The sequence below is a fragment of the Hydrotalea flava genome (genome assembly GCF_001623405.1).
In the GTDB taxonomy this organism is placed as follows: domain Bacteria; phylum Bacteroidota; class Bacteroidia; order Chitinophagales; family Chitinophagaceae; genus Hydrotalea; species Hydrotalea flava.
On record NZ_LUHG01000042.1, the window covers coordinates 1 to 23,140 of the forward strand.

The following is a 23,140-nucleotide window of genomic DNA, read 5'->3' on the forward strand; positions in this document are numbered from 1 at the left end:
CGGAGTATAAGGGTGTAGGATAGCGGTATCGGCTTGCGATAATCCGGCATAATGTACCCGATAACCGGCGGCGGTTAAACCCTCACCCAGTCGTACTGCATAATCGCCCAAGCCATTGGTGGCAGGGGGATATTGCGGGGCTATGAGTAAAATAGATGGATGGGGCTGTTGTTCCATATAATGGTATTAAACCGAGTATACAATTGTTTCGTTTTGCGGCTTGACGTGTGGTAGATTTTTAGCACAAAATTTCATAGAAAGAAGCGAACTTGAACCTACTAAACTGTTATACAAAGCACTGTACCCGCCATTATGCCAAGCCGCTTTTATATGCCGGCCTGCTGTACACCGTTCTTGTAAACCATGGTCAATACTGCGTTTCACTGTGTTTGTTGGGTTGGCTTGTGTGCATGTTGTTTACAATTGCATCACCAATCATCATTACCCCATTTTAATACAACACAGTAAATTTTACCGATTATGCTACAAACCAATAGCGTTTGCTGTTAATATTGCTTTAACCGGGTGTACACTATTTCATTTTTTAAAGAATAAATGAAATAGCATGCTAGGGCCAATTAATATTTTCTTTTTTTCCATATTATCTAAGGTTTCGCGCATAAAATTTTTCAGGTAAGTACTGTTTTGAACCCTTCGGGCTATATAGTCGAAAGCTTTTGAATAGTTAGAAAGTTTTTGCATTTGTTTACTTATCATGAATTCTAACCACATTCTTTTATAAATTTCTTGATCATACCGTTTTAAAAATGCAGCAGAAAAATTGTTATTTGTAAATGCTGCAATAATTATTTCGGCAGCTATTCTTCCACTACGTATGGCATTGCCTATACCTTCGCCACTAAATGGGTCTATTAAAGATGCCGCATCACCTAACAGCAAAAAACGTTCGCCGGAAAGTTTATTTTTTTTTGAACCCAAGGGTAATCCAAACCCTTTACTATTTTCTAAAGGTAGTGCATCTGCAAATCTTTCTTTTAAAGCAGGGTGCTCTTTAATAAGCTGTTCAAACACGCTTTTAAGGTCTATGTGTTGCTTACTAATTTTTGAAGAAAGTACACCAATGCCTACATTGGCTTCATTATTGGGCAATGGAAATATCCATAAATAACCCGGTAATATTTGTTTGAAGAAATATAGTTCAATAAAATTGTTTGTGTTAAATTGATGTACATTTTTAAAATATTGTCGAAGGCCGGCACTATAATGTTTTTTTTCAATTGCTTGACTAACCATTTTCTTTTTTACAATGGAGTGTGCCCCATCTGCACCAATCACCATAGTTGTAGTAAAACTGCCGTTGCTGGTATTTACTACTGCTTTTTCTGCAGTACATTTTACGTCTGTTACAGTGGTATCTAAAAAAATATCTATGGTACTATTATTTTTAAGCTGCTCATACAGAAAATGATCAAACACCATGCGTTTGCATACATATCCGCATCTATTATGGCTTTCATCATGGTTTAAGGGTAATTCTATACTATGCCCCGCAGGTGAAATAATTTTAATACCGTAAGATGGTATTTTTTCTGCCACTAACTCAAATGCTGCTGCCAGATTTGTGTCAATTAATTTTAATTGATTCATTACATCGAGGCTAAGTGCATCTCCACAAATTTTATCTTTTGGAAATGAAGATTTTTCAATAAGTGCAATGTTTAAACCTTTGTTTTTTAATAGGTAGGCACAAATAATACCGGAGGGGCCGGCCCCAATAATAATTACATCATATTCTTTTACCATAATTCAAGGTATCATTTTAGTACACTTTTTTTATCCATACACTTAAATTGTTTGCCATCAACCCCTGTTTTGTGCAGAAACAGGTGAATCTTTTTTTGCAACCGCTCTGTTTCAATAAGATGGTGTATTCTTCTACTTTTAACAGTTCCTCTTTTCAAAGTTTACGTTTCTTTTTCCAATTGGCAATAAAGTAATATTCCCCTTACGCCCCAGTTTATAGTAACTTTTTATACCGGAGGTAGTTACTAACGTTTGTTGAAAATGAATGTAAAAATTTTTTATCTATTTATTGTAAAAAACCAGCGGTTAAAAGGGCTTTCAGTTAAACGACTGCCTAAACTCCAGCGGAGAAAGATTGGTTTTTGTTTTAAACAGTTTACTGAATGATTGTGGATGTTCAAAACCCAATTCATAGGCAATTTCACTCACCGATAAATGGGTAGTTGATAACTTTTCTTTGGCTTTTTCAATCAGCTTTTCGTGAATAAGCTGTTGGGTATTTTGCCCTGTAAGCGCTTTTAATAAACCACTTAAATAGTTGGGCGAAACATTTAAACGGTTGGCAATGTATTGAACCGTTGGCAGCCCTTTTAAAGCCAAATCATCATTATTGAAATAATCAGCTAATAATTTTTCCAATCGTTCCAGCATTTGATGATTGGTTTTTTGCCTGGTAATGAATTGTCGTTGGTAAAAGCGTTGGGAATAATTGAGCAATGTTTCAATCTGTGCAATGATGATGCTTTGGCTGAACTTGTCAATATTACCATGATACTCTTGCTGAATATTTTGAATAATGCCATTAATGATAGCTTCTTCTTTTTCGGAAAGGAACAAGGCTTCATGAACCGAATAATCAAAAAACTCGTATTGGGCAATGGTTTTAGCCAATGGCGTATTCCACAAAAAATCAGGATGGATAAGCAATATCCATCCTGATGGAGCTGTTTCAGTTGATGTATACGGTGGGATTTGCAACACCTGCCCCGGGGCTAAAAAATACATTACGCCTTCATCAAAATCGTACTCCTGCTGGCCGTAACGCATCCTGCCATTCAAACCCCGTTTTATGGAGATAGAATAATAATCAAAAGTAATGGATGGATGTTCATGCTCCCTTTTGTTGGCAGCCACCTGCGCATAATCTACCACGCTAACAAGCGGATGCTCGGGCTGTGGCAAATGGCTTAACCGGTGAAATTCACTGATTGATTGTATTCGGTAAGGCGCTGTATGTGCCATTGTGTAAAATTAACTGTTTATAGAGATTGACCGCCCGAAACTTCTATGCGTTGCCCGTTTATCCAATACGCTTCGTCTGTGCACAGGAATGCCACCACACCGCCAATATCATCGGGTAGGCCTACGCGGCCCAATGCGGTATGGCTTGCAACCTGGGCATTCACTTCTTTGTTATCGCGCATGAGCCCGCCGCCAAAGTCGGTTTCAATAGCACCGGGAGCCACCGCATTTACCCTAATTTTTCTTGTGCCCAATTCTATTGCCAGGTAACGTGTAAGTGTTTCTACGGCAGCTTTTAACGAACCATATACCGAATAGCCGGGTACTATGATACGTGAAAGACCGGAGGAAATATTGATAATGCCGCCACCATCGTTTATAAAAGGCAATAGTTGTTGTGTTAAAAAGAAAACGCCTTTGTAATGAATGTGGAATATCTCCTCCATCTGTGCCTCGGTAGTGTTTGCAACCGGCATGTACAAAGCTGTTCCGGCATTATTGATCAGGAAATCGATGTTGGGGCTGCCGGTTTGTTCGTTTAACTGCGCTGTTAGCTGTTGAATAAAAGCGTTAAAAGAACCGGTGGCCCTTGTGTCTAACTGAAATGCCAGCGCTTTTTGCCCCAGCGATTGAATTTCTGCAACAACGCGCTCTGCAGCTTCTTGGTTGGTGTTGTAGGTAATTACCACATCCATTCCTTTTTTGGCCATGGCAACGGCCATATTCTTTCCCAACCCGCGGCTGCCGCCGGTTATTAATCCAATTTTGTTTTTTGTACTCACGTATATATTTTTTATTGAATGATTTTTTTATTTTTTATTTTACTGCATGGCGCTACGCTGCCGGTGTAAAAATTATTGTTGATGATATGCGGCTGCAAAATCTTTTACGAAATTGTTCAGTATTACTTTACCCAAAACAGGCCTGTTGCGGTAATAGTCTTCGTACAATTTGCCATCACGCCTTGCGGCATTCATCTCCGTTAACCCTTTTGCTACTTGCAGATTGAAGCCCATGTTTATTAAATTGCTTTGAAATTGCTCATCGGGAATTACCATCCATTTCAAATCGGGTTTACCAATGGCTTCGCCCAAAATTTTTGCAGCTTCACTTGGCGAAACTTCATCACTTGCTATGTAGCGAACTTTTCTTCCATCAAACGGCAACTCCATTTCTTCGGCAATGGTTGCAGCAATATCTAATGGCGAAACCCAAGGTTCTTTTAATTCATCGCCTCCATAATTTTGAATGATACTTCCTGTGTTTTTAATGGCCGGTATAAACGCAAACATATTGTAATAAAATCCCACGGGTCGCATTGTCTTGATGGAAACTGTGTTTGGTAATGCTTTCAAAATATTTTCTACAGCATGATGTGCCGCTAACATTCCTACGCCTTCATGGGTGTGTGCGCCAATGCTGCTGAGATGTATCACTTTTGTTACACCTGATTGTTGAATAGCTCGCACATAACTTGTAGCAATGTCTAACCAAAATTTTTCTGGGTCAAGGCTAGGGTCAAAGAAATTAAAAGGCGGTTCCATCAAATAAACAATGTCGGCATCTTTGAAAGTTGCAGACAAAAAGTGGGTGTCTACAATAGAACCGATTGCTGCTTTAGCACCCATGTTTTCAATTTCTTTTTCCTTCTCAGCTTTGCTGCTGATGATGGTGACCGAATGTCCTTTTGCAATTAATTGTGTTGCAAGTGGTTGACTGATATGCCCTAATGAGCCTGTTAATACTACTTTCATTTTTTTACTGTTTTAATTGAATGATGCAAAGTTGCACCGAAGCCCAAAAACAGATGTAGCCAAATCTACTTTTTTCGTAGCCGAAAATGGGGTACTGGGGGAGCTTGGTTTTCTATCATTGTGCAGGGTTTAAACCCTATTCAATATGCTGTTTCCCTGTGTTTGTTGGGTTGGCTTGAGTGCATGTTGTTTACAATTGCATCACCAATCATCATTACCCTATTTCAGAACAAAACAGTTATTTTCAGGCAGTTGTTAGTGGTGGGTATACGGTTGCACGGTTGTATGGCAGGCTTGTTGATAACAGGGTTATTGTCGCTCTCCCATTTTTTTGGCGGGTACCCCACCCCAAATTTCATAGGGCGGAATGCTTTTGGTTACCACCGCACCGGCTGCTACAATGGCCCCATCGCCAATGGTAACACCTTTTAATACCACGGCATTGGTACCTACCCATACATCATCTCCAATGATAATGGGCGCACCCGGACAAAGTTGTTCCTTCATTAATTGACCTCGTTCAATACCATGGTCGTGATCTATAAAACGACAACCACTGGCAATTAAACAATGGTTGCCAATGGTAATACTATATTTAATATTGAATTCGGTGAATGTTCCAATAAAAACATCTGACCCAATCAGAATAGATGTCCCTTCTTGAAAAGGCCCGTCAAATTTAAGTATTACATTATTTTCTATATGGACTCTGTTGCCCACATTAATATGGTGTGGCCAAATTGCTGCTAATTTACCGAAATATACCTGCTTTCCTATTTTCATACCTCTTGCCCGAAAGCTCAACTTCCTGAAAAATAATCGGAAAAGAAAAGATACTTTCCGCAAATGAAAAATCAGTTTGAATAAGCTATTTTTCAATTTAAAATTTCTTCTTTTTATGCGTGATCAATGAAAGCAATTGCTTACCAAAAGAGAGCATATAATTTGCACGCCTTGGGTAATAATGATGAAAAAATAATTGCAGCGCTTTTTTTCGTTGATTGGTTTGTATATATCGATGAAGCGCTCCTCCTATAATGTATTGCATAAATTGGGTTTTATATATTTCGTTGTTAGCAGATACCGGAAAATCAACCAGGTTTTCAAATAATTTTTCGAGAAATAGCCCCTGGCTGGTGGCAGACTGTTTATGCACCCTGTATTCTACTAAATACTGGTTACTAAAATAAAAACTTGCACCTGCTTGTGCTGCCTTCAAAAAAAACACAATCTCAGGTGTATTCATATCCGGAGGAAACCTAATTTCCTGAAGCAGGGAAGTTTTGATTAAAGCTGCTGAGATGGGCACTGCGTTTAACCATATATATTTTTCTATATTTTTAACCAGCCCTTCTTCTAAACTATCGCGGTTAAACTTTCGGGTATTACTGAAACTTTCTTGCAAAAGCTTTCCATCCGCATCAATTAAATAGTGGTTACAAAAACTAATATCAGCACCAGCTTCTATGCCACGTAATAAACCATTTAAGCAATCAGGCAATAACCTATCATCATCCCCTATTATCATCATATAATTTCCGGTAGCTTTGGTTAAAATAAAGTTCCAATGATTACTAAGACCCAGATTTTTATCTGTAACATAATAACGCAATCTTACCTCCGTTAGTACCATTTCATTCAACCAATGCAATATCTCAGCATCCGGTTGTCCGGAATCAATGGCTACATCTAAACTTATTAGTATCTCTAAATTAGTGAATCCTGTTGCAAGAACACTTTGGCAGGCCTCTTTTAGAAAATTAAGCCGTTTAAATGTAGGAATAGCAATCGTAATTTTGGGATATTCTTTCATTAAATTTGAAAATCAAAAAAATTGAGATTAACTTCAGAAGCCTCCAACCAATATAAATTGAAAGCCAAATAATCCGGGATACAGCTTTAAAAAAAACTGGTCAATTTTTTTTGATAAACCTGGTAAAATTTTACGAAATAGGGGAAGTGGAAAATGTCCGTCAGCATATCTTTTTTTTATAGTTAGTCCGGTATTCAATAATAAATCGGCAGCAGTATTCCAATCAAAAAAGGTATAATGTGTGTTGTCCATTAAACCACCAATGTTAGAATATCTAAAATTTCCTTTGAAAAATTCTAACCGTTGTTTAAAAAAGAGAACATTTGGAAGTGCAATGATAACAATACCCTCTTTTTGCAAGTACTGTTTAAAATGTAATAGTACATTTTCAGGATGCATAGTATGTTCTAATATGTGCGAGAAGATAATGCAATCAAATGTACCTTCTAAATCGGGTAAGGTTGTATTCAAATCACATACCCAAACTTTATCTAAACGTGAACTTGCCTCTAAACGTTCTGATTCAAAATATGTAATACCATATATTTTTCTACTGGGCATTTGTATTTTTAATGCAGCCCCCAAATTACCCGAACCGCATCCTACATCCAAAATACGCATAGCATCTTCTTTAACCTCATTTAAAACATGGGTATTCAAAGCACGATAAATTAACATCTAGGGTTATTTTAATTTTAAAGTATTTAAAAACTGCTGAGCAACATTTGAGGTAGTAAAAGTATAAACCCAATAATAACTGTTTGTTTGTAATTCGGTATATTCTTTTCTTGTTAAAGCCGCAATTTTTTTTTCAAATCCGCATAATCTTCATAAACAATACAATTGGATTTATTTAAACTAAATGGCGCACAGCTTTCCGGCTTCCGGTTTAGTTGCTTAAAACATAAAACGGTTCCTTTTGCTGCATATTCATAATAGCGTTTTTACTTCAATATTTTCTCTTTGTTTCATGCACATATTGCCTGTTCTGCCGTCTTGAAGTTGCTACGCAGTTATCTGAACGGCATTCTTTTTTTTCACGGCTTTGTTTCCTTTAAATAGAGGTATAGCCACTAAGCAAGATTTCACCAGCATATACAACAACATCCAATTGATCCAGTTCATGTTATTTCATCTCTATATTTACTTTACGCTTAAACAACCAAACTGTTTCCGGCTGCATGCCAACCTCTGTACCAAATTTGGTTGTAGGCATCCCTTTTTTCTTTGCGGTTAACTTGAAAATCATGTAAAAGGCCTTTATGATTGTCATTTTCATAGCATAAAAAACAGTATTGGCCGGTACAATCTCGCTGTTATTACAGTACCTGCATCAACTATAAAAACAGGTTTGGCCATTATAACATTAATTATGAATATACATATCGCAAAAACTGATATCCTTTATCTATTTCATAACCAATTGATAGTTATAGAAATCCTCGTTATTCCTATTTTTTTTAAATGCGATTACATTAATTCCTTTACACATAACTAATATATTTAGTATACTCAAAATCCTACATATAATTTAAGTAAGTACTAACCAATCCTATTAATTTAATAATTCAAATATTTTTATACTTTTTCGACCATTTATGAAAATTGAGTTGCACCACAATCAATTCCTGTACTAAATAATAAAACCCTTTTAATGTATACAAGGAAAACTTATTTTTTAATAAACGTCTAATTCTTTCATTTACAATTAACTTGATTAGATTTAGTTTGGTCAATTTTATTTGATATTTTAAGTGATAATACACATCAGATTCATGATAAAGGCCAAGCATAATACCATTAGGCAATAAACGTGGCGGATGTGTTACGTAAGCCTGTTTCACAAATATGATTTCTGAATATTTTTTTATTCTATTGCTTAAGTCAATATCTTCCATATGTGGATACTTAAAGCATTCGTCAAAGCCCTTTACTTGGTTGAAAATAGCTGCATTGATTGTGAAATTGCAACTCCAGAGTTTTCCACCTGTTACATTCAAAGGTGCAATTTCCCAGGCATGTTGAAAAAGACGATTGGTAATAATTTTCCCTTCAAACACATATTCCTGTTGGTAATTTTGTATAGCCTCCCAATAAGCCAGTAGTAAATTGTTGCACGGTTCACAATCATCATCCAAAAACACCAGCCATTCCCCTTTCGCCAATCGGGCACCGTTATTGCGGTTAGCGGCAGGGCCACGGCGGGGGCCGGCTACCCATTGCACAAAAGGAAATTTTTCGGCAATCAGTTCGGCGGTTTCGGTTCCGCTGCTATCATCACTCACAATCAATTCATAGGCCACCCCCTGCAGGGTTTGTACCCCGGGCCGTAAACGCTCCAAACAATGCACCAATAAATGAGGCCTATTACAGGTGGGTATAATAATAGAAAAAAACATGTATTTTTTAGTGTATGAGTGAATGAATCAGTTGTTCATAGCGGGGTTTTAATACTGCCCAATCGTATTGGTGGTAAGCATATTGCCATAAAACTTGTGGGTCAGGGTTCATTGCATTAACTGTATCAATGCCCTTCAACAGGCTACCGCTGGCTTCCATATCTACATATATGCCATGGTTTTGCAATACCTCCTGCATAATAACATGCTGGTGCACAATGGGCAACAGCCCTGCCCCCAATGCCTCTATCAATACCCTTCCAAACCCCTCTTGCAGAGATGCCAATACAAAATAATCGGCCGCCAGTAAATAATCACGCACCACAGGCGCACTTACTTGCTGTATAAGGTAAGTATTTTCCGGTAACATTTGTTGGGCTAACTGTATTACTTGTGGGCTCTCTGCTTCTATTTGTCCCAGTATCACCAAATGGTACTGTGCGGTATCCAATTGTGCAAATTCTTTCACCACATAATCCATGCGCTTGTGGTAGCAGTTCACCGCACCCACCGATAGAATTATTTTTTTTTCAATGGGCAAATGCAATGCTGCTTTATACTTTATTTTATGGGTGGTAAGGTTTTGCAACGGGGGTATGTTAAACCCATAAGGTAATACAGTCATTTGTGCTGCTGAAACCCCGGCTTTTAAAGCTGCCATATAATAATAAGGCAGCAATTGTTGCACATGGTCCATGCGCGAAAAGGGTGGTCCGTTAGGGGCACCATTCGAAAACAATAATTGGGAACGGAATTGTAAAAACCTGCGCAACTGCCATAACCAGGTACCCAATTTAAAATCGCTATAATAAATTACCTTGGGTTGGTACCAAAGCAATAAAGGCAGCATGGCTAAAAAAAAACTGAATTGCTCAATAAAATAAGCCTCTGTACCCCATAAACGGGCTAATTTTTTAGTCCATATTGAACCGCGTTGTATACAAGGCACCCGAATAGCCTGCTCTGCTGCCGGCCCGCCCCCTTTTAATAAATATAGCTGAAAAGCGGTGCTATTCTTTAAGGCAGCAAAACACTCCTCCGTAAACGATTCATACCCCCTGTGCACATGCCCTACACCGGTACAAACCAAAAATACCAATGACTTTCTCATTGTTTAATTTGTTTACATAATGTTTGGTAAAAGTCTACCAGTTCTTCTGCAATCTTTTGCCACGAAAAAGGAGTTAAATGCTCAATATCAGGCAGATATTGTTTTCCTTGGGTAAGTTGTTGTACAACAGGTATAATATCTGTTATCCAGTTGCTTTTAGTACTTGAACCAAGAAATGCCCCGGATAAATTTCTCGCCAATTGGCCAACATCTCCTACGTCGGAAACATAAACAGGTGTTAATACAGAAAGAAAATCTAAAAATTTTACAGGAAAACGGCTTCGATTAAAAGCATTATCAGCTAATGGTATCAATCCCAGATCTATTGCTGCAGCTACTTCAACTGCATCATTTGCCGATAAATTACCCAAATAACGTATTGAGTCCTGATGTTTGCATTGTTGCAACAATGGTTTTACATAACTATCTGGGGGGCCGGCAATTAAAAGCCCAACCTTAAGATTTGTTTGCTCTTTTAAAAGTAAGAGAGCGCCTATTACCCAATCTAATTCATCTGCCGTTTTACCAATAAATCCCAGATAAAAAGTATTATCTAGTAAATCCCATTTTTTACGAAGCGATGTTTTTTGAGGTAAAGATTTAGCCCAAAAACCATTTTTGATGATTGCAACATTGTTTAGAGGCTTTAATAATTGCAGTAGATAAGATGAGCATACAGTTACACCATTTGCTTGTTGTGGCAATCTCGTTTCTAGCCACTTAGTTACAAGCATCAAATACTTTTCTCTCCATCCTTTGGGTTGCAGAAATAAACCTCCGGTCCATAAATCATCCCAATCATATACAAACTTTGCTTTTCTTTTGAAAAGGCGCAAATAATTCCATGCTACTGCGGCATGCAGGAATGGTTGGTATAAGTGATACACTTCATATTCCTTTTTTGGTAAATGAAACAGCCAACGCATTGCCGAAAAAATATCATTGGGCGCATACAGTAGTCGGGCAGTTGGCAAGGCTGGAATAATGGTATAAAATATACCATCGCTCCATTCCGTTCTTCTTCTTGCTTTCCAATCGTGATCGCCTGCATAAACATCTACTTCATGCCCCAATTGCTGAAGTGCTTTGGCCAAATTATGCCAACGGAAATAAGTGCCTACCTGATGATTATATTGTACAAAAAAAGCTATGCGCAATTATAAAGTTTTAATAAAATCAAGATGGTTTCGACCATACTTCAATATTTCATCTAAGATAGTTATGCTTAAATGTTTCGGTTCCCAACCCCAAGTATCTTTGGCCAAAGTATAATCAGTGCAATAATACGGAATATCATAAGGTCTGTTTTCTTGAATGCGGTTTACTTTTTTTTCAGCATCAATATGTGTTTTGCAATAGGCATCTAATTCAGCCAGGCTCATGGTATTGCAAAGGCCACCTCCCACATTCAGTATTTGAGGTGCCCGGGTAATTGGATGCATAATTTGTTGCCATATTAATTTGAATAAATCTTCAGGATGTAACATATCTCTGGCTTGCATTCCGGTACCACCATATCCGATAAACGATAAAGGACGATCCAATAAATATTGGTAAATCCAAAACGAAAAAATACCCTGATCAATTTTACCCAACTGCCCGGCACCGGCCAGTACCCCGCAACGATTAATCCACACCGGGAAACCAAAACTATGATGATATTCTAAGGCCATGACTTCACTGGCCAATTTAGTAGCACCATATAGTGAAATGGGTGCTGTAACGGCACACTTTTCAGTAACGCCCATTGCAGTAATAGCGGGAGGCAAGGGTCGGGTGGCATCTATCGTAAAGGCAAGTCCGTTGTTTTTTAATGGTAAATTATTCAAGGTGGCAATGGAATACACCCTACTGGTACTAATTAGAATAAGACCTGCCTTATCGCGTTTACATTTTTCCAAGATATAAACAGTACCTATTAAGTTATCCTGAATTAAGGGCAAACTATCATTAGCTCTACCTGCCAATACTGAAGGATTAGCGGCACAATCAATCACCCAATCTACCTCCGGTAAGGCTTCCATATCATTCCGGTTACTAATATCGCCCTTTACCCACACACAATCCATGGCCTTTAATAAGGGAATATGGGTTACGGCGCCCTTCCTGCTCAAATTATCAATGCCCACAATATAGGCATCGGGCCATGCGCTGCGACAATATTCCGCCATCTTAGTCCCTACAAATCCGGCAATGCCTGTAATGAGAATACGCATATAACGATATTTTTACCCCACCCTTTTTTTCCAACTATCCACCATTTGGCCTATGGTTTCTTTTAAACCAATACGGATATCCCAGTTGGGGTAATGGGCCTTCATTTTGCGCAAATCGCTGTAATAGCAAATATGATCACCGGCTCGGGGCGTATCTACATACGCATATACCTGTTCCTGTCCCGACAATTCTTGGGTTAAGGCAAAAGCTTCTACAATAGAGCAGGTATTGCCCTTGCCGCCACCCAAATTATACACTTCACCGGCTCGGGGGTTTTGCACAAAGGCTTCCATAAAACGGGCAATATCGTAACTATGAATATTATCGCGTACCTGTTTGCCTTTATAGCCATAAATGATGTATTTGCGCCCTTCAATATTGCATTTTACCAAATAACTCAAAAACCCATGCAGCTCTACGCCACTATGGTTAGGCCCGGTAAGGCAACCACCCCGCAAAGCACAGGTGGGCATATTAAAATAACGCCCATATTCCTGAACCAGCACATCAGCCGCCACCTTAGAAGCGCCAAACAGGCTGTGCTTACTTTGGTCAATACTAAAGGTTTCGGGTATACCCTCGGCATAGGCAGGGTCGGCAAATTCCCAACGGGTAGGCATTTCGGTTAGGGCAATCCGGTTGGGCGCATCGCCATACACTTTATTGGTGCTCATATGAATGAATGGGCTTTCGGGGCAGAATTGACGGGCTGCTTCCAGCATATTCAAAGTGGCCCCGGCATTGGTATCAAAATCATCAAAAGGTATTTGGGCGGCTTTATCGTGGCTGGGTTGTGCGGCAGTATGTACAATAACATGGGGACGCAGCGTTTTTACAAGGCCCAGCACTGCTGAGCGGTTACGAATATCCAGTTCATGGTGCCGAAAACCTGGAATGGCATGTAACAGGCGTTGCTGGTTCCAACGGGTATCGCCGGCAGGCCCAAAAAAAATAGCCCGCTGGTTATTATCAATGCCATGTATTTGATAGCCCTGTTGGGCAAAATACAAACATACCTCACTGCCTACAAGCCCCGAAGAACCGGTAACTAAAAGTGTTTTCATCATGTGGTTAAATTGATTGTATCCAATGAATTAATTTATATTGTATACGATGTTTCATAGATTTATTTTTATGAAGCTTTTTTCCGTATACCGGTTTACATTGTTTCCAAAATATATAATTATTTGTCAATACTTTTTCGCCATACTGTTGAAATAAGGGAGCAATGTCTGGTCTGGTTTCAAAAGTAAAACGATTCTGCCAATTTGCTATCTTATTGGGTTGATCAGGAGAGTAAGAACTAAAATGAAAAAAAATAAGGGGGACTGTATCATTTATCCAATACTGACCATCTTTAAAAGAAACATTTCTTTCATGTAAATTCCAATGGGCGACATTTAAACCCTTATTTTTATTGATTAAATAATTATCAAAATGACAAATGGATAAATTCATCCATTTTTGATCAACAAAATATCCTCTGCTTAAATCTAAAATACATTCATCTAATAACTTCTTTTGCCACCACATTATTAAAGCATTACCTGTTGTATCATTTTTAATGGCTAAAAAACCCAGATTAAAAATTCCGGTTCCTAATACTATCTGTTCTGACAAAAGAAAGTTGTCATATATAGGTGTGCTAAAATGGGGAGTAAGAATAAAACTGTATTCATCTAATTGTTGAATGATGCTATTCAAGGAAATGTATACGAAGATATCCGGATCGAAGTATATAATTTTTTGGAAGCCTTTTCGAAAAAAATAATGAATATAGTATGGCTTTACTGCAGTATTCAGTTCAATAACATTATATTTTAGTTTCATGTTATTGAAAACATTTATTTCTAAGTCATCCACTTCAAGAAAGGAATAATTTTTTAATTTATTTTTTTCAACATTGTTCAGTTGATCAACAATGCCAATAACAAAATCAATATTAGGATGTATTTCCTTCAATGATTGCTGTAAGGTAATGGCTTGTGCAATATAATTTTTGGAGCAAAGCGTGAAAAATAGTGTCATAAAAAATTAAATATTGTTTTACGTACATAAACTTTTATAAGGTATATCGGTTTCTTTGCATGATATACTGCAGCCAAAAAATGTTGTAAGCTTTTACGCCACTGATGTTGATTGTAGTACCAAATAGCTTTATTCAACAAAATCTGAAAATGTTGCTTGAACAATTGGTTAAAGATTGAAACATTAAAATATTGGGCACAATTATCAACAAAATCGTAAGTTAAAAAATCGTCATTCTTTTGAAAAGTGGAAGATAACCCACCTGCGGAAAATCGAGCAATTACCAGGTTAATATACTTTGGTTGGTATCTAGAAAAACATTTTAAATTAAAGTCCCAGTCTGCACAAATAAAATACTTTTCATTAAATAAACCCAGTTCTTTAAATACCGAATGATGATAGAAAATAGCTTGTTGGCAAATATTTTTATGAATTAATTTTTTTAGAGTAAAAATTCCATCATACACATGACCATCTTTAGCCCAGTGGTTATCACCGAATATGTTAACATCACCATAAACCATTTTTTCCCCGACATTGAATTGCATCCATTGTTTTGCATTGAATAAAACTGTTGTATCATACAAAATATCATCGCTTCCCAAACATATTATCCATTCACCTTTGGCACGTTGAATGCCTTTATTTAAGGCATCATATATCCCCTTATCCTTTTCAGATATAAAATTTAATTGAGGGCAGATGTTTTCAAATTGATGAAGCAATGCAACTGTAGAATCATTTGAACAGCCATCTATCACCCAAACTTCATAATCGAAGCAGGTTTGTTGAATAATGCTATCTAAACATGCCTGTATACTACCTGCAGCATTGAAAGTAGGAATTATTATAGAATAAAAAGGGTGGCTATTATTCATTACTAATTGAATGGAAGAGTGCTTTTAACTGAAGCGTGTGCTTATTTTGTTCAGTAGAATAATCATAAGGTGTAATGGGCTTTTTCCCCAAAAAAGAAACCAATTGTGTACTTAATTGTTCGGCATCTTCCGCTGAAAAGAATGCACAATTGGGATAAGCATTTAATTGTTCTTGATGCACAGCAATATCAGAACAAATAATCCAAGCATTTAGTGCTTTTGCATCCTCCACAATTGTACTCCACCCTTCAAACAAAGAAGGTTGTATTATAGCCAATGCTTTTTTTAATAAAGTAATCTGATCGTTGCGATGAATGAAACCCAAAAATTGAACTTGGTCATTAATTCCTAACTCCTTACTACGGCATTGTAGTTTTTGAAAATAAGTTTTATCTCTATAATCATTTTCATTGCCTGTGAATACAACATGTATCCCAATTCCTTTAGCTTTTAGTATGTGTATGGCTTCAAAAATGACCAGATGATTTTTGTGCTGCCAAAATTGATTTGAACAGATAAAAAAGGGCTCTCCAACTTTATATTGATGCAGTACTTCCTGATTATTATCTGATAAAATTTTGGGTATATTTACTGCAAAAGGAAGTACAAACTTTTGGTTTAAATTTTGAGGATAAATTGTATTAAAATGATGAAGTGCCGTATAACTACTGAATAAAATGATATCATTGTTGCTGATCAATTTTTTTTGTTGGCTTATTCTTTCATTTATCTCAAAACTTGTAAAAAAATTAGGATAAAAATGTTCCTGTAAATCAGGCAACCAAAAAAGTTTGTGTTTCACATTGCTAAATGCACTGTGCTCAATGGCAGGAAATAATATATCTATATCATTAAAGGTGTTAATACGAACTGTTTGAAAGAAAATCTTTTTAAATAAAATACCCGATACTTTATTCATGAACCTTGTGAATAGATAAGGTTTACCAACCATTGCCCTCCATTCTAAAAAAGGATAGCCGGTTATTTTTTTAAAAGAATAAAATGTTGTTCTATCCTGACAAATAATAACCAGAAATGGCTTTTCCTCCCTTGCCAGTCTATTGAGTGCTATCACTAGATTTTGAATATAATAAGTGCCCCCAATCCAATTTTCATTGTATTGATATAAAAGCCCTATTTTTCTTCTTTTAACCATTCAATATATTTTAATAAACCATTAGAAAGTGATGTAAGCGGTAAATAGCCTAAGCCCATGATTTTATTAATATCGGCTTTCCAGTAAAGCGGGTCACCATTTCGAACTGTTTGATTAAATTTAAATTTAAATTCCGGTTGATGGTGTATAGCAAAATAATTGGCCGCTTCTTCAATAGTTGTAGCAACCCCTCCACCAAGGTTGTAGATTTCGGCGTTAAATTCAGCATTTTTAATGACACAAAAAATTCCCTGTATTACATCATCCACATAAATAAAATCTCTGGTTTCATGACCGGTACCCCACATTTCTACTTCGGCTTGCTGTTTTGCTTTTTGATGCCAATCCCAAAATAGTTGTTTTTTTAAGCCGGGTCCATATACTGAAAATAAACGAAGTATACAGGCTTTTAATGCAAAAAAGCTAACATACTCCTGCACCAACGTTTCGGCCATTAGTTTATGTTGGCCATAGGGCGATACCGGTTGCAGTGGGTCTGATTCTTGAATAGGTAATTGAAGTGGGTTACCATATACTGCTGCACTGGATAATTGTATAAATTTACAAAGCGGTTGCTGTGTTCTTATGGCCTCCAGAAGTTTGGCTACATTGAACACATTTAACTGAAAATCCCTATCCGGATGCTGCATCGAATCCGGCACACTGGCAGCGCCGGAACAATTAATGCACACATCAAAATACTGTTGCGCAAATAAAGTTTTATAGTCAGCATTGGTAGCATCAATTTGCCAATAATGCTGTAACCCATATTCAGGCAGCACATCACAACCAAAACATTGATAGCCAGGCTGGGCACCAAAATATTGAACGGTATGCCGGCCAATAAAACCCAGCGCACCTACCACTAAAATATTTACTTTTTGATGCATAAATACGAATACATTCTACCTGGAATTTTTTGCTCGTCTAAAGTGTATAGGGCTTTGTTTTTCCATTGGTATAAACGAAAAAGGAAAGGAATTTTAGCCAATTGCCCAATTTTTTTTTGCAGGGATTGACGCAACAATTGATCCATTCGTTCAGTATGATGAAGTATATTGTCAGTAGATTCAGGAAAATAATTGAGCACTGAATCAAAATGTTTCCACTCTTTCAAAACAGTTAATCCGGCTTGTTGCATGGCGTGTATATACTCGTTCGGATGAAAAGCATTCTCACCACCATAAAAGCGATGAAGGGGATGCGCTGCCAAAAATCGTTCTTTGTCTGCGGCATCAAAAACCACATGATCCCGAACAGTAATACACAATCCCTCTTTTTTAAGCACCCTTGCAATATTGGCCATAAATTGTACTAAATTGGCAGCATGGTGCATCGCCTGCCGCACATAAACAATATCTACACTATTATCTGGCAGGGGCAAATTTTCCGCAGTTGACCTGCATACAGTTAAGTTGTTTAATTGGTATTGTTGTTGCAGCCCAATAATAGCACCGGCACCAACTGTTGTACTGGGGTCCGGTTCTACAGCCGTAACAATATATCCTTTGAGCGCAAAATTTACGGCGGCTATACCATTCCCTGCACCAATATCAACAATGGTTTTGGCGTCTGGTGCCCACCTTTGTACGAGTTCCAACGTTTCCTTGAATTCCTCACTTTCCCCAAAGCGTTCCACATTTTTGGTGAGGTCGGAATCGAAATAGGCCAATCGTACAAGGTCCTGAAACTCGGGTTGTGAACGAATATAGGCTATGGTATCGTGCCAGGTCATGTAGTATATCTTAAAATTTTAGCCGGATTACCCGCAACAACAGCATAAGGTGGAACATCTTTTGTAACAACACTCCCCGCCCCAACTACTGCGCCTTCTCCAATAGTAACCCCTTTTAATATTATAGAATTAAAACCAATCCATGCTTTATCACAAATTTTTATGGGGGCACCTTTTACAAAATTCCAATTTTTATATGCACCAATTTTATTTTCGTCTATACCTCGTTTCCAATCTGCCACATCGGCTATTCGTTCAGATGAAATAATAGAGTGTGCATTATTATCAATAACCGTACAACCCCATGAAAACATGACATCATTACCAATTTGTATTCCGGTATTACTAATAAAATTTCCACCACCTATAAAAGTACGATTACCGATTTCAATTAAACCATTTTCATTTTCAAATGTAAAATTTCCTGCAATAATTGAATCATTACCGATAATTAGAAATTTTTTTTCTGTTAAAATCCGAATTGTGACATTTAAATTATTTGTAATTGAATTATTGCCAACAAAAATATAAGAATTATAGTCAACACGTTTGAACTCCTTTTTAACAAGACTATACCCCAAAGAAGATATTATTGATTTAACTAAACGCAAAAACATAAAGAAAGAAATTATATCTATAATAAATATTTTTAAAATTATTATACAATAAAAATATTTTTAAAATTACTTTATTATATTTTTTGATGGTATACAATTTTTTACTTTCAAAACAAATTTTTGTAAGTAATTTGTTGATTTTTTAGAAACAGTATTTTTTGATAAAAAAATTTTTACTTGTTTGAAAACAATCTTATTTGTATTCAATAATATTGGAAAATTATATATAAAATAATTATTGTTAAAATTGCAAGTTGTAAAAACATCGCCAGCATTACTTGTATGGGTAGCTGTATTACCGATTCCAATATTTTTAACTAAAGAAGTATCAGGGTATAATGTTAAACCCCCGCTTTTAAATACACTCCACCACCATCGTATAGCCCAAGAGTCAACTGTTTTATATATCATTTGTGCTTTTAATAAATCTGAGTAAGCATAAGAATTACCCAAATTAAATTTATACCGCAATTTTCTATTTTTGAACAAATTTTCATAGCCGGTGGCATTGGGATCAAAATAAACCCAAGCCCTGCGCCATGTAGCCCAACCCCATGAAGAAGTCATAGGAAGAAAAAATGAAGTATTTCTAGGAACTAATTGAATTGGAAATTGATACCCGGAAATTTGCATTACTTCCTTATTTTTACGATACATATTAAGCCCATCATTCATATATTTCAGGAATCCAATGGAAGTAATCAGATCGTCTTCTAAAACAATCACTGAATCATATTCCTCCAATAATTGAGAGACCCCATCAATGACTGATTTAGCTAACCCTTTGTTTTCAGGAAATTCATTTATAATTACTTTTTTACACCAATTTTTCTGCCGAATAATTGTGCGTGTACGAGAAATATTTTCTATTTCATTGATAGTTGCATTATTTTTTGGACCATCGGAAAATATGTATAATGTTGAAACATCGGCTAATTCATTTTTCGATAAAGCGTCCAATGTTTGAAAAGTTAATTCTGGCCGTTGATATACAAATAAAGCAATTGGTGCAGCCATCAAAAAAAATTATTTAAAATAATTTAATGATTTTTCCCATACGTATGGCATAAATGCGGTCCATGCAGCTTCCCCGTCAGTAAAACCAGCCAAATGATTATTCATCACACCATATACAATTTTTTTTACTTTTTTAGTATCAATTATTGCAGAATTTTTAAATGCTGCAGACTCCATCTCATCAAGCAACCATTCTTTTAACGGACCTTTTATCCATTCAGTAGATGGAGAATTAAACCCAATTTTTCTTTTAAGAAGCCGAATTTCATCAGGAAAAAAATCTTTCATGGCATCACGCAAAAGTGCTTTTGTATAACCATTTCTAACTTTTGAAGATCCTGGTATTGAAAAAGCAAATGAAACAATACGGTGATCTAAAAATGGCATTCTAATTTCAACACCATTAATCATGGAATACCGATCATAGTTGCGCAAGAGAGTTGGTAAAATGGATGTAAATGTAGAATTAAATAATCGATTGTTGAAAAAATCGAGACGAGCATAGTTTTTTTGAAGATATTCAGGCTTATAAAAATGTACAAATTTGGCTTTTGAAATTTGCTTATATTCTAAAATGAAATCTTTTAAACTATAATTGTTATTTAAATTGTTTACATTATTTATTGTTTTAAGGGTATTATACATTTTTATTGGATTAGGGTGATCATCTAAGAGTTTCGGCCTTAAATCGAATGGATATCCTCCAAATAATTCATCGCTTCCATGCCCATCTAATGTAACACTTGTCCCATTCTTTTTTACTTGCGCATACAATTGAATAAAAGGAATTGGGGAGGTAATATATAACTCCTCAAAAAGATAACTGTAGTAAAATATTTTATCAATATCTTTTATGGGGTCGATATTTAAAAATGTTGCAGAAATACCTAAATTATTAACAACTTTTTTGGCTTCATTCGTTTCATCTATTTCAGAACCGGGAAATGATGCAACATATGCATGTTGCCAATCTCGATTAAAATTACCATTTAAATTTTTAGCAATATAGGACATGGTAGAGATAGTAGCACTAGAATCAATACCTCCGCTTAGTGCAGTACCAATTGGAACATCACTCCGCATTCTAATTTTACAAGAATCAATAAATAATTCGCGAAATAGTTCAACCTGCTCATTATATTTTTTGGGTACTTGTATCATTGATTCAACAGGATTCCAAAATTTAGATATTTCCAAATGATTATGCTTAAAATAAGCATATGAAGCAGCAGGGAACCGCACAATGCCCTTTATTAAACAGCTTTCCGTTGCCTCATAATCAAAAATGTTTTCCATTACATATGAAATTAAACCATAATCAGCTTCCACCTTTGGTAAAAACGGGCATAAGGATTTCATTTCGGAAGCAAAAACAAAATAATTGTTTTGTTGAGAAAAAAATAAAGGTTTTTTTCCCATCCGGTCTCTTGAAAGAAATAAAGTACGCTCTTGTTTATCATAAATTGCAAAAGCCCACATACCATTTAATTTCGTTAAACAAGCGTGCCCCTCTTCGGCAAATAATGCCAGTAATACTTCGGTATCGGTATTTGTTTTAAACCGCACCCCTTTTTTTTCAAGGTCATTCCTCAATTCAACATAGTTATAAATTTCACCATTAAAAGTAATGATGTAACGGTTAGCCCAATGCATTGGTTGAGCTCCATTGGAAGACAAGTCTAAAATAGAAAGGCGCCTATGCCCCATAATTATCGTATCATCTTTCCAAACCCCAAAACCATCAGGGCCACGATGCGATAATTTGTTCAATGCTCCATTAAATAGTTCTGTCTCACATTGCCCTACAAAACCTAAAATTCCACACACGTAATTAAAGTTTAAATGTTATTTAGCTATAAAATTTCCAAAATATATTTTATCTAAATCATCCGGATGGTATGGTTGATCATAAATGTCAAAAATCTGATATCCACGATTAACCAAATAGCTACCTATATTGCTTGCTTTTTGACTTATACTTTCAAGGGGCACTTTTGATATTTCAAAAAAAATATTAGTAACAAAAGATTTATTTAAATAATCACCCAAACCTTCAAATACTTCTAATTCAAAACCTTCAACATCCACTTTCATCAAATCAATTTTCTGAATGGAATAATTTTGAATGAAGTGATCCAATCGTATACAATTTACATATGCTGTTTTTTTATATGTTGAAGTGGCTACTTTACCCAATGAATGGTGGCCATCAGCAGCTAAAATATAAAAAGGGACTTTAACTTCGTTTTTATTAGAAATAGCATCATTAAATACCGCACAATTCTTAACTTCATTTAATAAAATATTTTTCTGAAGAATTTCCAGATTATTTAAGTCAGGTTCAAATGCATAAATTTTATTAAAATTTTTTGCTAAGAAAAGACTAAAATCTCCATGGTTACTCCCAATATCAAACAAAATATCACCTCTAAATTTGGATTTAAAATAAGAAAGGTCTTCTGGACTATCATAACTAAAACCATTTACTAAAACCTGTTCTGAAAACGGATAACCAGAAGGATAATAATATAAATTATTTTCTTTATCTTTTAGGATAACAGCTTCAGCCCTATCGATGACATTTGATATTTTCTGTTTTTTTTTAAAAAACATATTGATAGATTTAATTTTCAATACCCCATTTATAATCCACAAGCACTAACCCCTGCTTATGTTCAATTTTACCGGTTTTGTAATAATCATAATCTATTACTTCTATCGGTCCAATATCCATTATCCAATCACTTACTATTCCTTTGAATCTTGTAAAAATATTCAGCGTATACTTTCCGGGCAACAAAGGAAATTTTTGAATGTGGCAATAAATTCTTTTACCCTCTTCCAGGAAAAAAAAATCACCTGATATAAAATTTGACAAGTGTATAATTTGTTGTTCAAACTCATTTTTAAAAGCCATGGCAATTTCAAAACCTTCTTTTTGTAAAACTTCAATTTCCTGAATATCTAATTGAATAAAAATGGTACAATCTTCCCCCATTAATATTTTATTGACTATTTGATTACGGCTATTATAAATTAGCAAATCATGTATCCGCAATTTTCCGTCACCCTCACGCCTATTTATTTTAGAAATATTTACAATGTCTATTGTTTTTCGATTTACATACTCAGAAACACAGTTCCTGATTTCACCTTGATAAAATATATTGCCATTTTCAATCATAATACCTGAATCACATAAAGTTAAAACCGCCCCCATATTATGACTTACAAACAATACCGTTCGGCCGTCATTCACACTTACATCTTTCATTTTACCCAGGCATTTTTTCTGAAATTCGGCATCGCCCACAGCCAGTACCTCATCTACAATCAGTATCTCGGGCTCTAAATGGGCGGCCACGGCAAACGCAAGCCGCACATACATGCCACTGCTGTAGCGTTTTAC

General features: G+C 36.1%; 22 protein-coding genes. All 22 read right to left on the reverse strand.

Annotated features, from left to right (window positions below):
* Positions 1-537: 537 nt before the first annotated feature.
* Complete coding sequence (locus A0F92_RS04145) at positions 538-1,764, reverse strand: geranylgeranyl reductase family protein (RefSeq protein ID WP_068242019.1); 1,227 nt, start codon at positions 1,762-1,764, stop codon at positions 538-540.
* A gap of 318 nt (positions 1,765-2,082) precedes the next feature.
* Entirely contained in the window at positions 2,083-3,006 is a 924-nt protein-coding gene (locus A0F92_RS04150; protein ID WP_068242020.1) for a helix-turn-helix domain-containing protein, read from the reverse strand.
* A 17-nt stretch (positions 3,007-3,023) separates the two neighbouring features.
* A complete protein-coding gene (locus A0F92_RS04155; protein WP_068242021.1) occupies positions 3,024-3,788 on the reverse strand; it encodes an SDR family NAD(P)-dependent oxidoreductase in 765 nt (254 codons plus the stop codon).
* A 72-nt stretch (positions 3,789-3,860) separates the two neighbouring features.
* The gene (locus A0F92_RS04160; protein ID WP_068242022.1) at positions 3,861-4,760 is read right to left on the reverse strand and encodes an NmrA family NAD(P)-binding protein; all 900 of its coding nucleotides are present in this window, start codon (positions 4,758-4,760) and stop codon (positions 3,861-3,863) included.
* Between the two features lie 309 nt (positions 4,761-5,069).
* Positions 5,070-5,543, reverse strand: a complete 474-nt coding sequence (locus A0F92_RS04165; RefSeq protein ID WP_167516802.1) for an acyltransferase — start codon at positions 5,541-5,543, stop codon at positions 5,070-5,072.
* A 97-nt stretch (positions 5,544-5,640) separates the two neighbouring features.
* Entirely contained in the window at positions 5,641-6,573 is a 933-nt protein-coding gene (locus tag A0F92_RS04170; protein ID WP_068242024.1) for a glycosyltransferase family 2 protein, read from the reverse strand.
* Between the two features lie 33 nt (positions 6,574-6,606).
* Positions 6,607-7,251: a class I SAM-dependent methyltransferase gene (locus A0F92_RS04175; RefSeq protein ID WP_068242025.1), complete on the reverse strand. Its 645-nt coding sequence runs from the start codon at positions 7,249-7,251 to the stop codon at positions 6,607-6,609.
* An 890-nt stretch (positions 7,252-8,141) separates the two neighbouring features.
* Positions 8,142-8,972: a glycosyltransferase family 2 protein gene (locus A0F92_RS04180; protein WP_068242028.1), complete on the reverse strand. Its 831-nt coding sequence runs from the start codon at positions 8,970-8,972 to the stop codon at positions 8,142-8,144.
* Between the two features lie 7 nt (positions 8,973-8,979).
* A complete protein-coding gene (locus A0F92_RS04185) occupies positions 8,980-10,083 on the reverse strand; it encodes a glycosyltransferase (RefSeq protein WP_068242029.1) in 1,104 nt (367 codons plus the stop codon).
* Entirely contained in the window at positions 10,080-11,240 is a 1,161-nt protein-coding gene (locus A0F92_RS04190) for a glycosyltransferase (protein WP_068242030.1), read from the reverse strand. The genes A0F92_RS04185 and A0F92_RS04190 overlap by 4 nt, the downstream gene beginning before the upstream one ends.
* Entirely contained in the window at positions 11,241-12,299 is a 1,059-nt protein-coding gene (locus tag A0F92_RS04195) for an NAD-dependent epimerase/dehydratase family protein (protein WP_068242031.1), read from the reverse strand.
* Between the two features lie 12 nt (positions 12,300-12,311).
* Positions 12,312-13,367, reverse strand: a complete 1,056-nt coding sequence (locus A0F92_RS04200) for an NAD-dependent epimerase/dehydratase family protein (RefSeq protein ID WP_253810137.1) — start codon at positions 13,365-13,367, stop codon at positions 12,312-12,314.
* A 4-nt stretch (positions 13,368-13,371) separates the two neighbouring features.
* On the reverse strand, positions 13,372-14,328 hold the full coding sequence (locus tag A0F92_RS04205) for a hypothetical protein (protein WP_068242032.1): 957 nt from the start codon (positions 14,326-14,328) through the stop codon (positions 13,372-13,374).
* Entirely contained in the window at positions 14,325-15,206 is an 882-nt protein-coding gene (locus A0F92_RS04210; protein WP_068242033.1) for a glycosyltransferase family 2 protein, read from the reverse strand. The genes A0F92_RS04205 and A0F92_RS04210 overlap by 4 nt, the downstream gene beginning before the upstream one ends.
* The gene (locus A0F92_RS04215; RefSeq protein WP_068242034.1) at positions 15,199-16,362 is read right to left on the reverse strand and encodes a glycosyltransferase; all 1,164 of its coding nucleotides are present in this window, start codon (positions 16,360-16,362) and stop codon (positions 15,199-15,201) included. The genes A0F92_RS04210 and A0F92_RS04215 overlap by 8 nt, the downstream gene beginning before the upstream one ends.
* Positions 16,341-17,252 carry an NAD-dependent epimerase/dehydratase family protein gene (locus A0F92_RS04220; protein ID WP_068242035.1) on the reverse strand — a complete coding sequence of 304 codons (912 nt, stop codon included), beginning with the start codon at positions 17,250-17,252 and terminating at the stop codon, positions 16,341-16,343. Before A0F92_RS04220 ends, A0F92_RS04215 begins: the two co-directional genes overlap by 22 nt.
* On the reverse strand, positions 17,237-18,097 hold the full coding sequence (locus A0F92_RS04225; protein WP_068242036.1) for a class I SAM-dependent methyltransferase: 861 nt from the start codon (positions 18,095-18,097) through the stop codon (positions 17,237-17,239). Before A0F92_RS04225 ends, A0F92_RS04220 begins: the two co-directional genes overlap by 16 nt.
* Entirely contained in the window at positions 18,094-18,714 is a 621-nt protein-coding gene (locus tag A0F92_RS15960) for an acyltransferase (protein ID WP_068242037.1), read from the reverse strand. The genes A0F92_RS04225 and A0F92_RS15960 overlap by 4 nt, the downstream gene beginning before the upstream one ends.
* Before the next feature lie 66 nt (positions 18,715-18,780).
* Positions 18,781-19,731, reverse strand: coding sequence for a glycosyltransferase family protein (locus tag A0F92_RS04235; protein WP_068242038.1), 951 nt, complete (start codon positions 19,729-19,731; stop codon positions 18,781-18,783).
* Positions 19,732-19,740: 9 nt separating this feature from the next.
* Positions 19,741-21,558, reverse strand: a complete 1,818-nt coding sequence (asnB, locus tag A0F92_RS04240) for an asparagine synthase (glutamine-hydrolyzing) (protein WP_068242039.1) — start codon at positions 21,556-21,558, stop codon at positions 19,741-19,743.
* Between the two features lie 18 nt (positions 21,559-21,576).
* Positions 21,577-22,344, reverse strand: a complete 768-nt coding sequence (locus A0F92_RS04245) for an FkbM family methyltransferase (protein WP_167516803.1) — start codon at positions 22,342-22,344, stop codon at positions 21,577-21,579.
* A gap of 10 nt (positions 22,345-22,354) precedes the next feature.
* The coding region (locus A0F92_RS04250) for a Wzt carbohydrate-binding domain-containing protein (RefSeq protein ID WP_253810139.1) at positions 22,355-23,140 on the reverse strand (786 nt) is incomplete at its 5' end.

What these genes read in the sequence shown, in the direction of transcription:
- A0F92_RS04220 (WP_068242035.1), bottom strand. Translation starts at nt 17,252, where the DNA reads ATGCATCAAAAAGTAAATATTTTAGTGGTAGGTGCGCTGGGTTTTATT.
- A0F92_RS04200 (WP_253810137.1), bottom strand. Translation starts at nt 13,367, where the DNA reads ATGATGAAAACACTTTTAGTTACCGGTTCTTCGGGGCTTGTAGGCAGT.
- A0F92_RS04195 (WP_068242031.1), bottom strand. Translation starts at nt 12,299, where the DNA reads ATGCGTATTCTCATTACAGGCATTGCCGGATTTGTAGGGACTAAGATG.
- A0F92_RS04170 (WP_068242024.1), bottom strand. Translation starts at nt 6,573, where the DNA reads ATGAAAGAATATCCCAAAATTACGATTGCTATTCCTACATTTAAACGG.
- A0F92_RS04175 (WP_068242025.1), bottom strand. Translation starts at nt 7,251, where the DNA reads ATGTTAATTTATCGTGCTTTGAATACCCATGTTTTAAATGAGGTTAAA.
- A0F92_RS04180 (WP_068242028.1), bottom strand. Translation starts at nt 8,972, where the DNA reads ATGTTTTTTTCTATTATTATACCCACCTGTAATAGGCCTCATTTATTG.
- A0F92_RS04225 (WP_068242036.1), bottom strand. Translation starts at nt 18,097, where the DNA reads ATGACCTGGCACGATACCATAGCCTATATTCGTTCACAACCCGAGTTT.
- A0F92_RS04235 (WP_068242038.1), bottom strand. Translation starts at nt 19,731, where the DNA reads ATGGCTGCACCAATTGCTTTATTTGTATATCAACGGCCAGAATTAACT.
- A0F92_RS04150 (WP_068242020.1), bottom strand. Translation starts at nt 3,006, where the DNA reads ATGGCACATACAGCGCCTTACCGAATACAATCAATCAGTGAATTTCAC.
- A0F92_RS04145 (WP_068242019.1), bottom strand. Translation starts at nt 1,764, where the DNA reads ATGGTAAAAGAATATGATGTAATTATTATTGGGGCCGGCCCCTCCGGT.
- A0F92_RS04185 (WP_068242029.1), bottom strand. Translation starts at nt 10,083, where the DNA reads ATGAGAAAGTCATTGGTATTTTTGGTTTGTACCGGTGTAGGGCATGTG.
- A0F92_RS04245 (WP_167516803.1), bottom strand. Translation starts at nt 22,344, where the DNA reads ATGTTTTTTAAAAAAAAACAGAAAATATCAAATGTCATCGATAGGGCT.
- A0F92_RS04205 (WP_068242032.1), bottom strand. Translation starts at nt 14,328, where the DNA reads ATGACACTATTTTTCACGCTTTGCTCCAAAAATTATATTGCACAAGCC.
- A0F92_RS15960 (WP_068242037.1), bottom strand. Translation starts at nt 18,714, where the DNA reads ATGTTTTTGCGTTTAGTTAAATCAATAATATCTTCTTTGGGGTATAGT.
- A0F92_RS04210 (WP_068242033.1), bottom strand. Translation starts at nt 15,206, where the DNA reads ATGAATAATAGCCACCCTTTTTATTCTATAATAATTCCTACTTTCAAT.
- A0F92_RS04215 (WP_068242034.1), bottom strand. Translation starts at nt 16,362, where the DNA reads ATGGTTAAAAGAAGAAAAATAGGGCTTTTATATCAATACAATGAAAAT.
- A0F92_RS04160 (WP_068242022.1), bottom strand. Translation starts at nt 4,760, where the DNA reads ATGAAAGTAGTATTAACAGGCTCATTAGGGCATATCAGTCAACCACTT.
- A0F92_RS04165 (WP_167516802.1), bottom strand. Translation starts at nt 5,543, where the DNA reads ATGAAAATAGGAAAGCAGGTATATTTCGGTAAATTAGCAGCAATTTGG.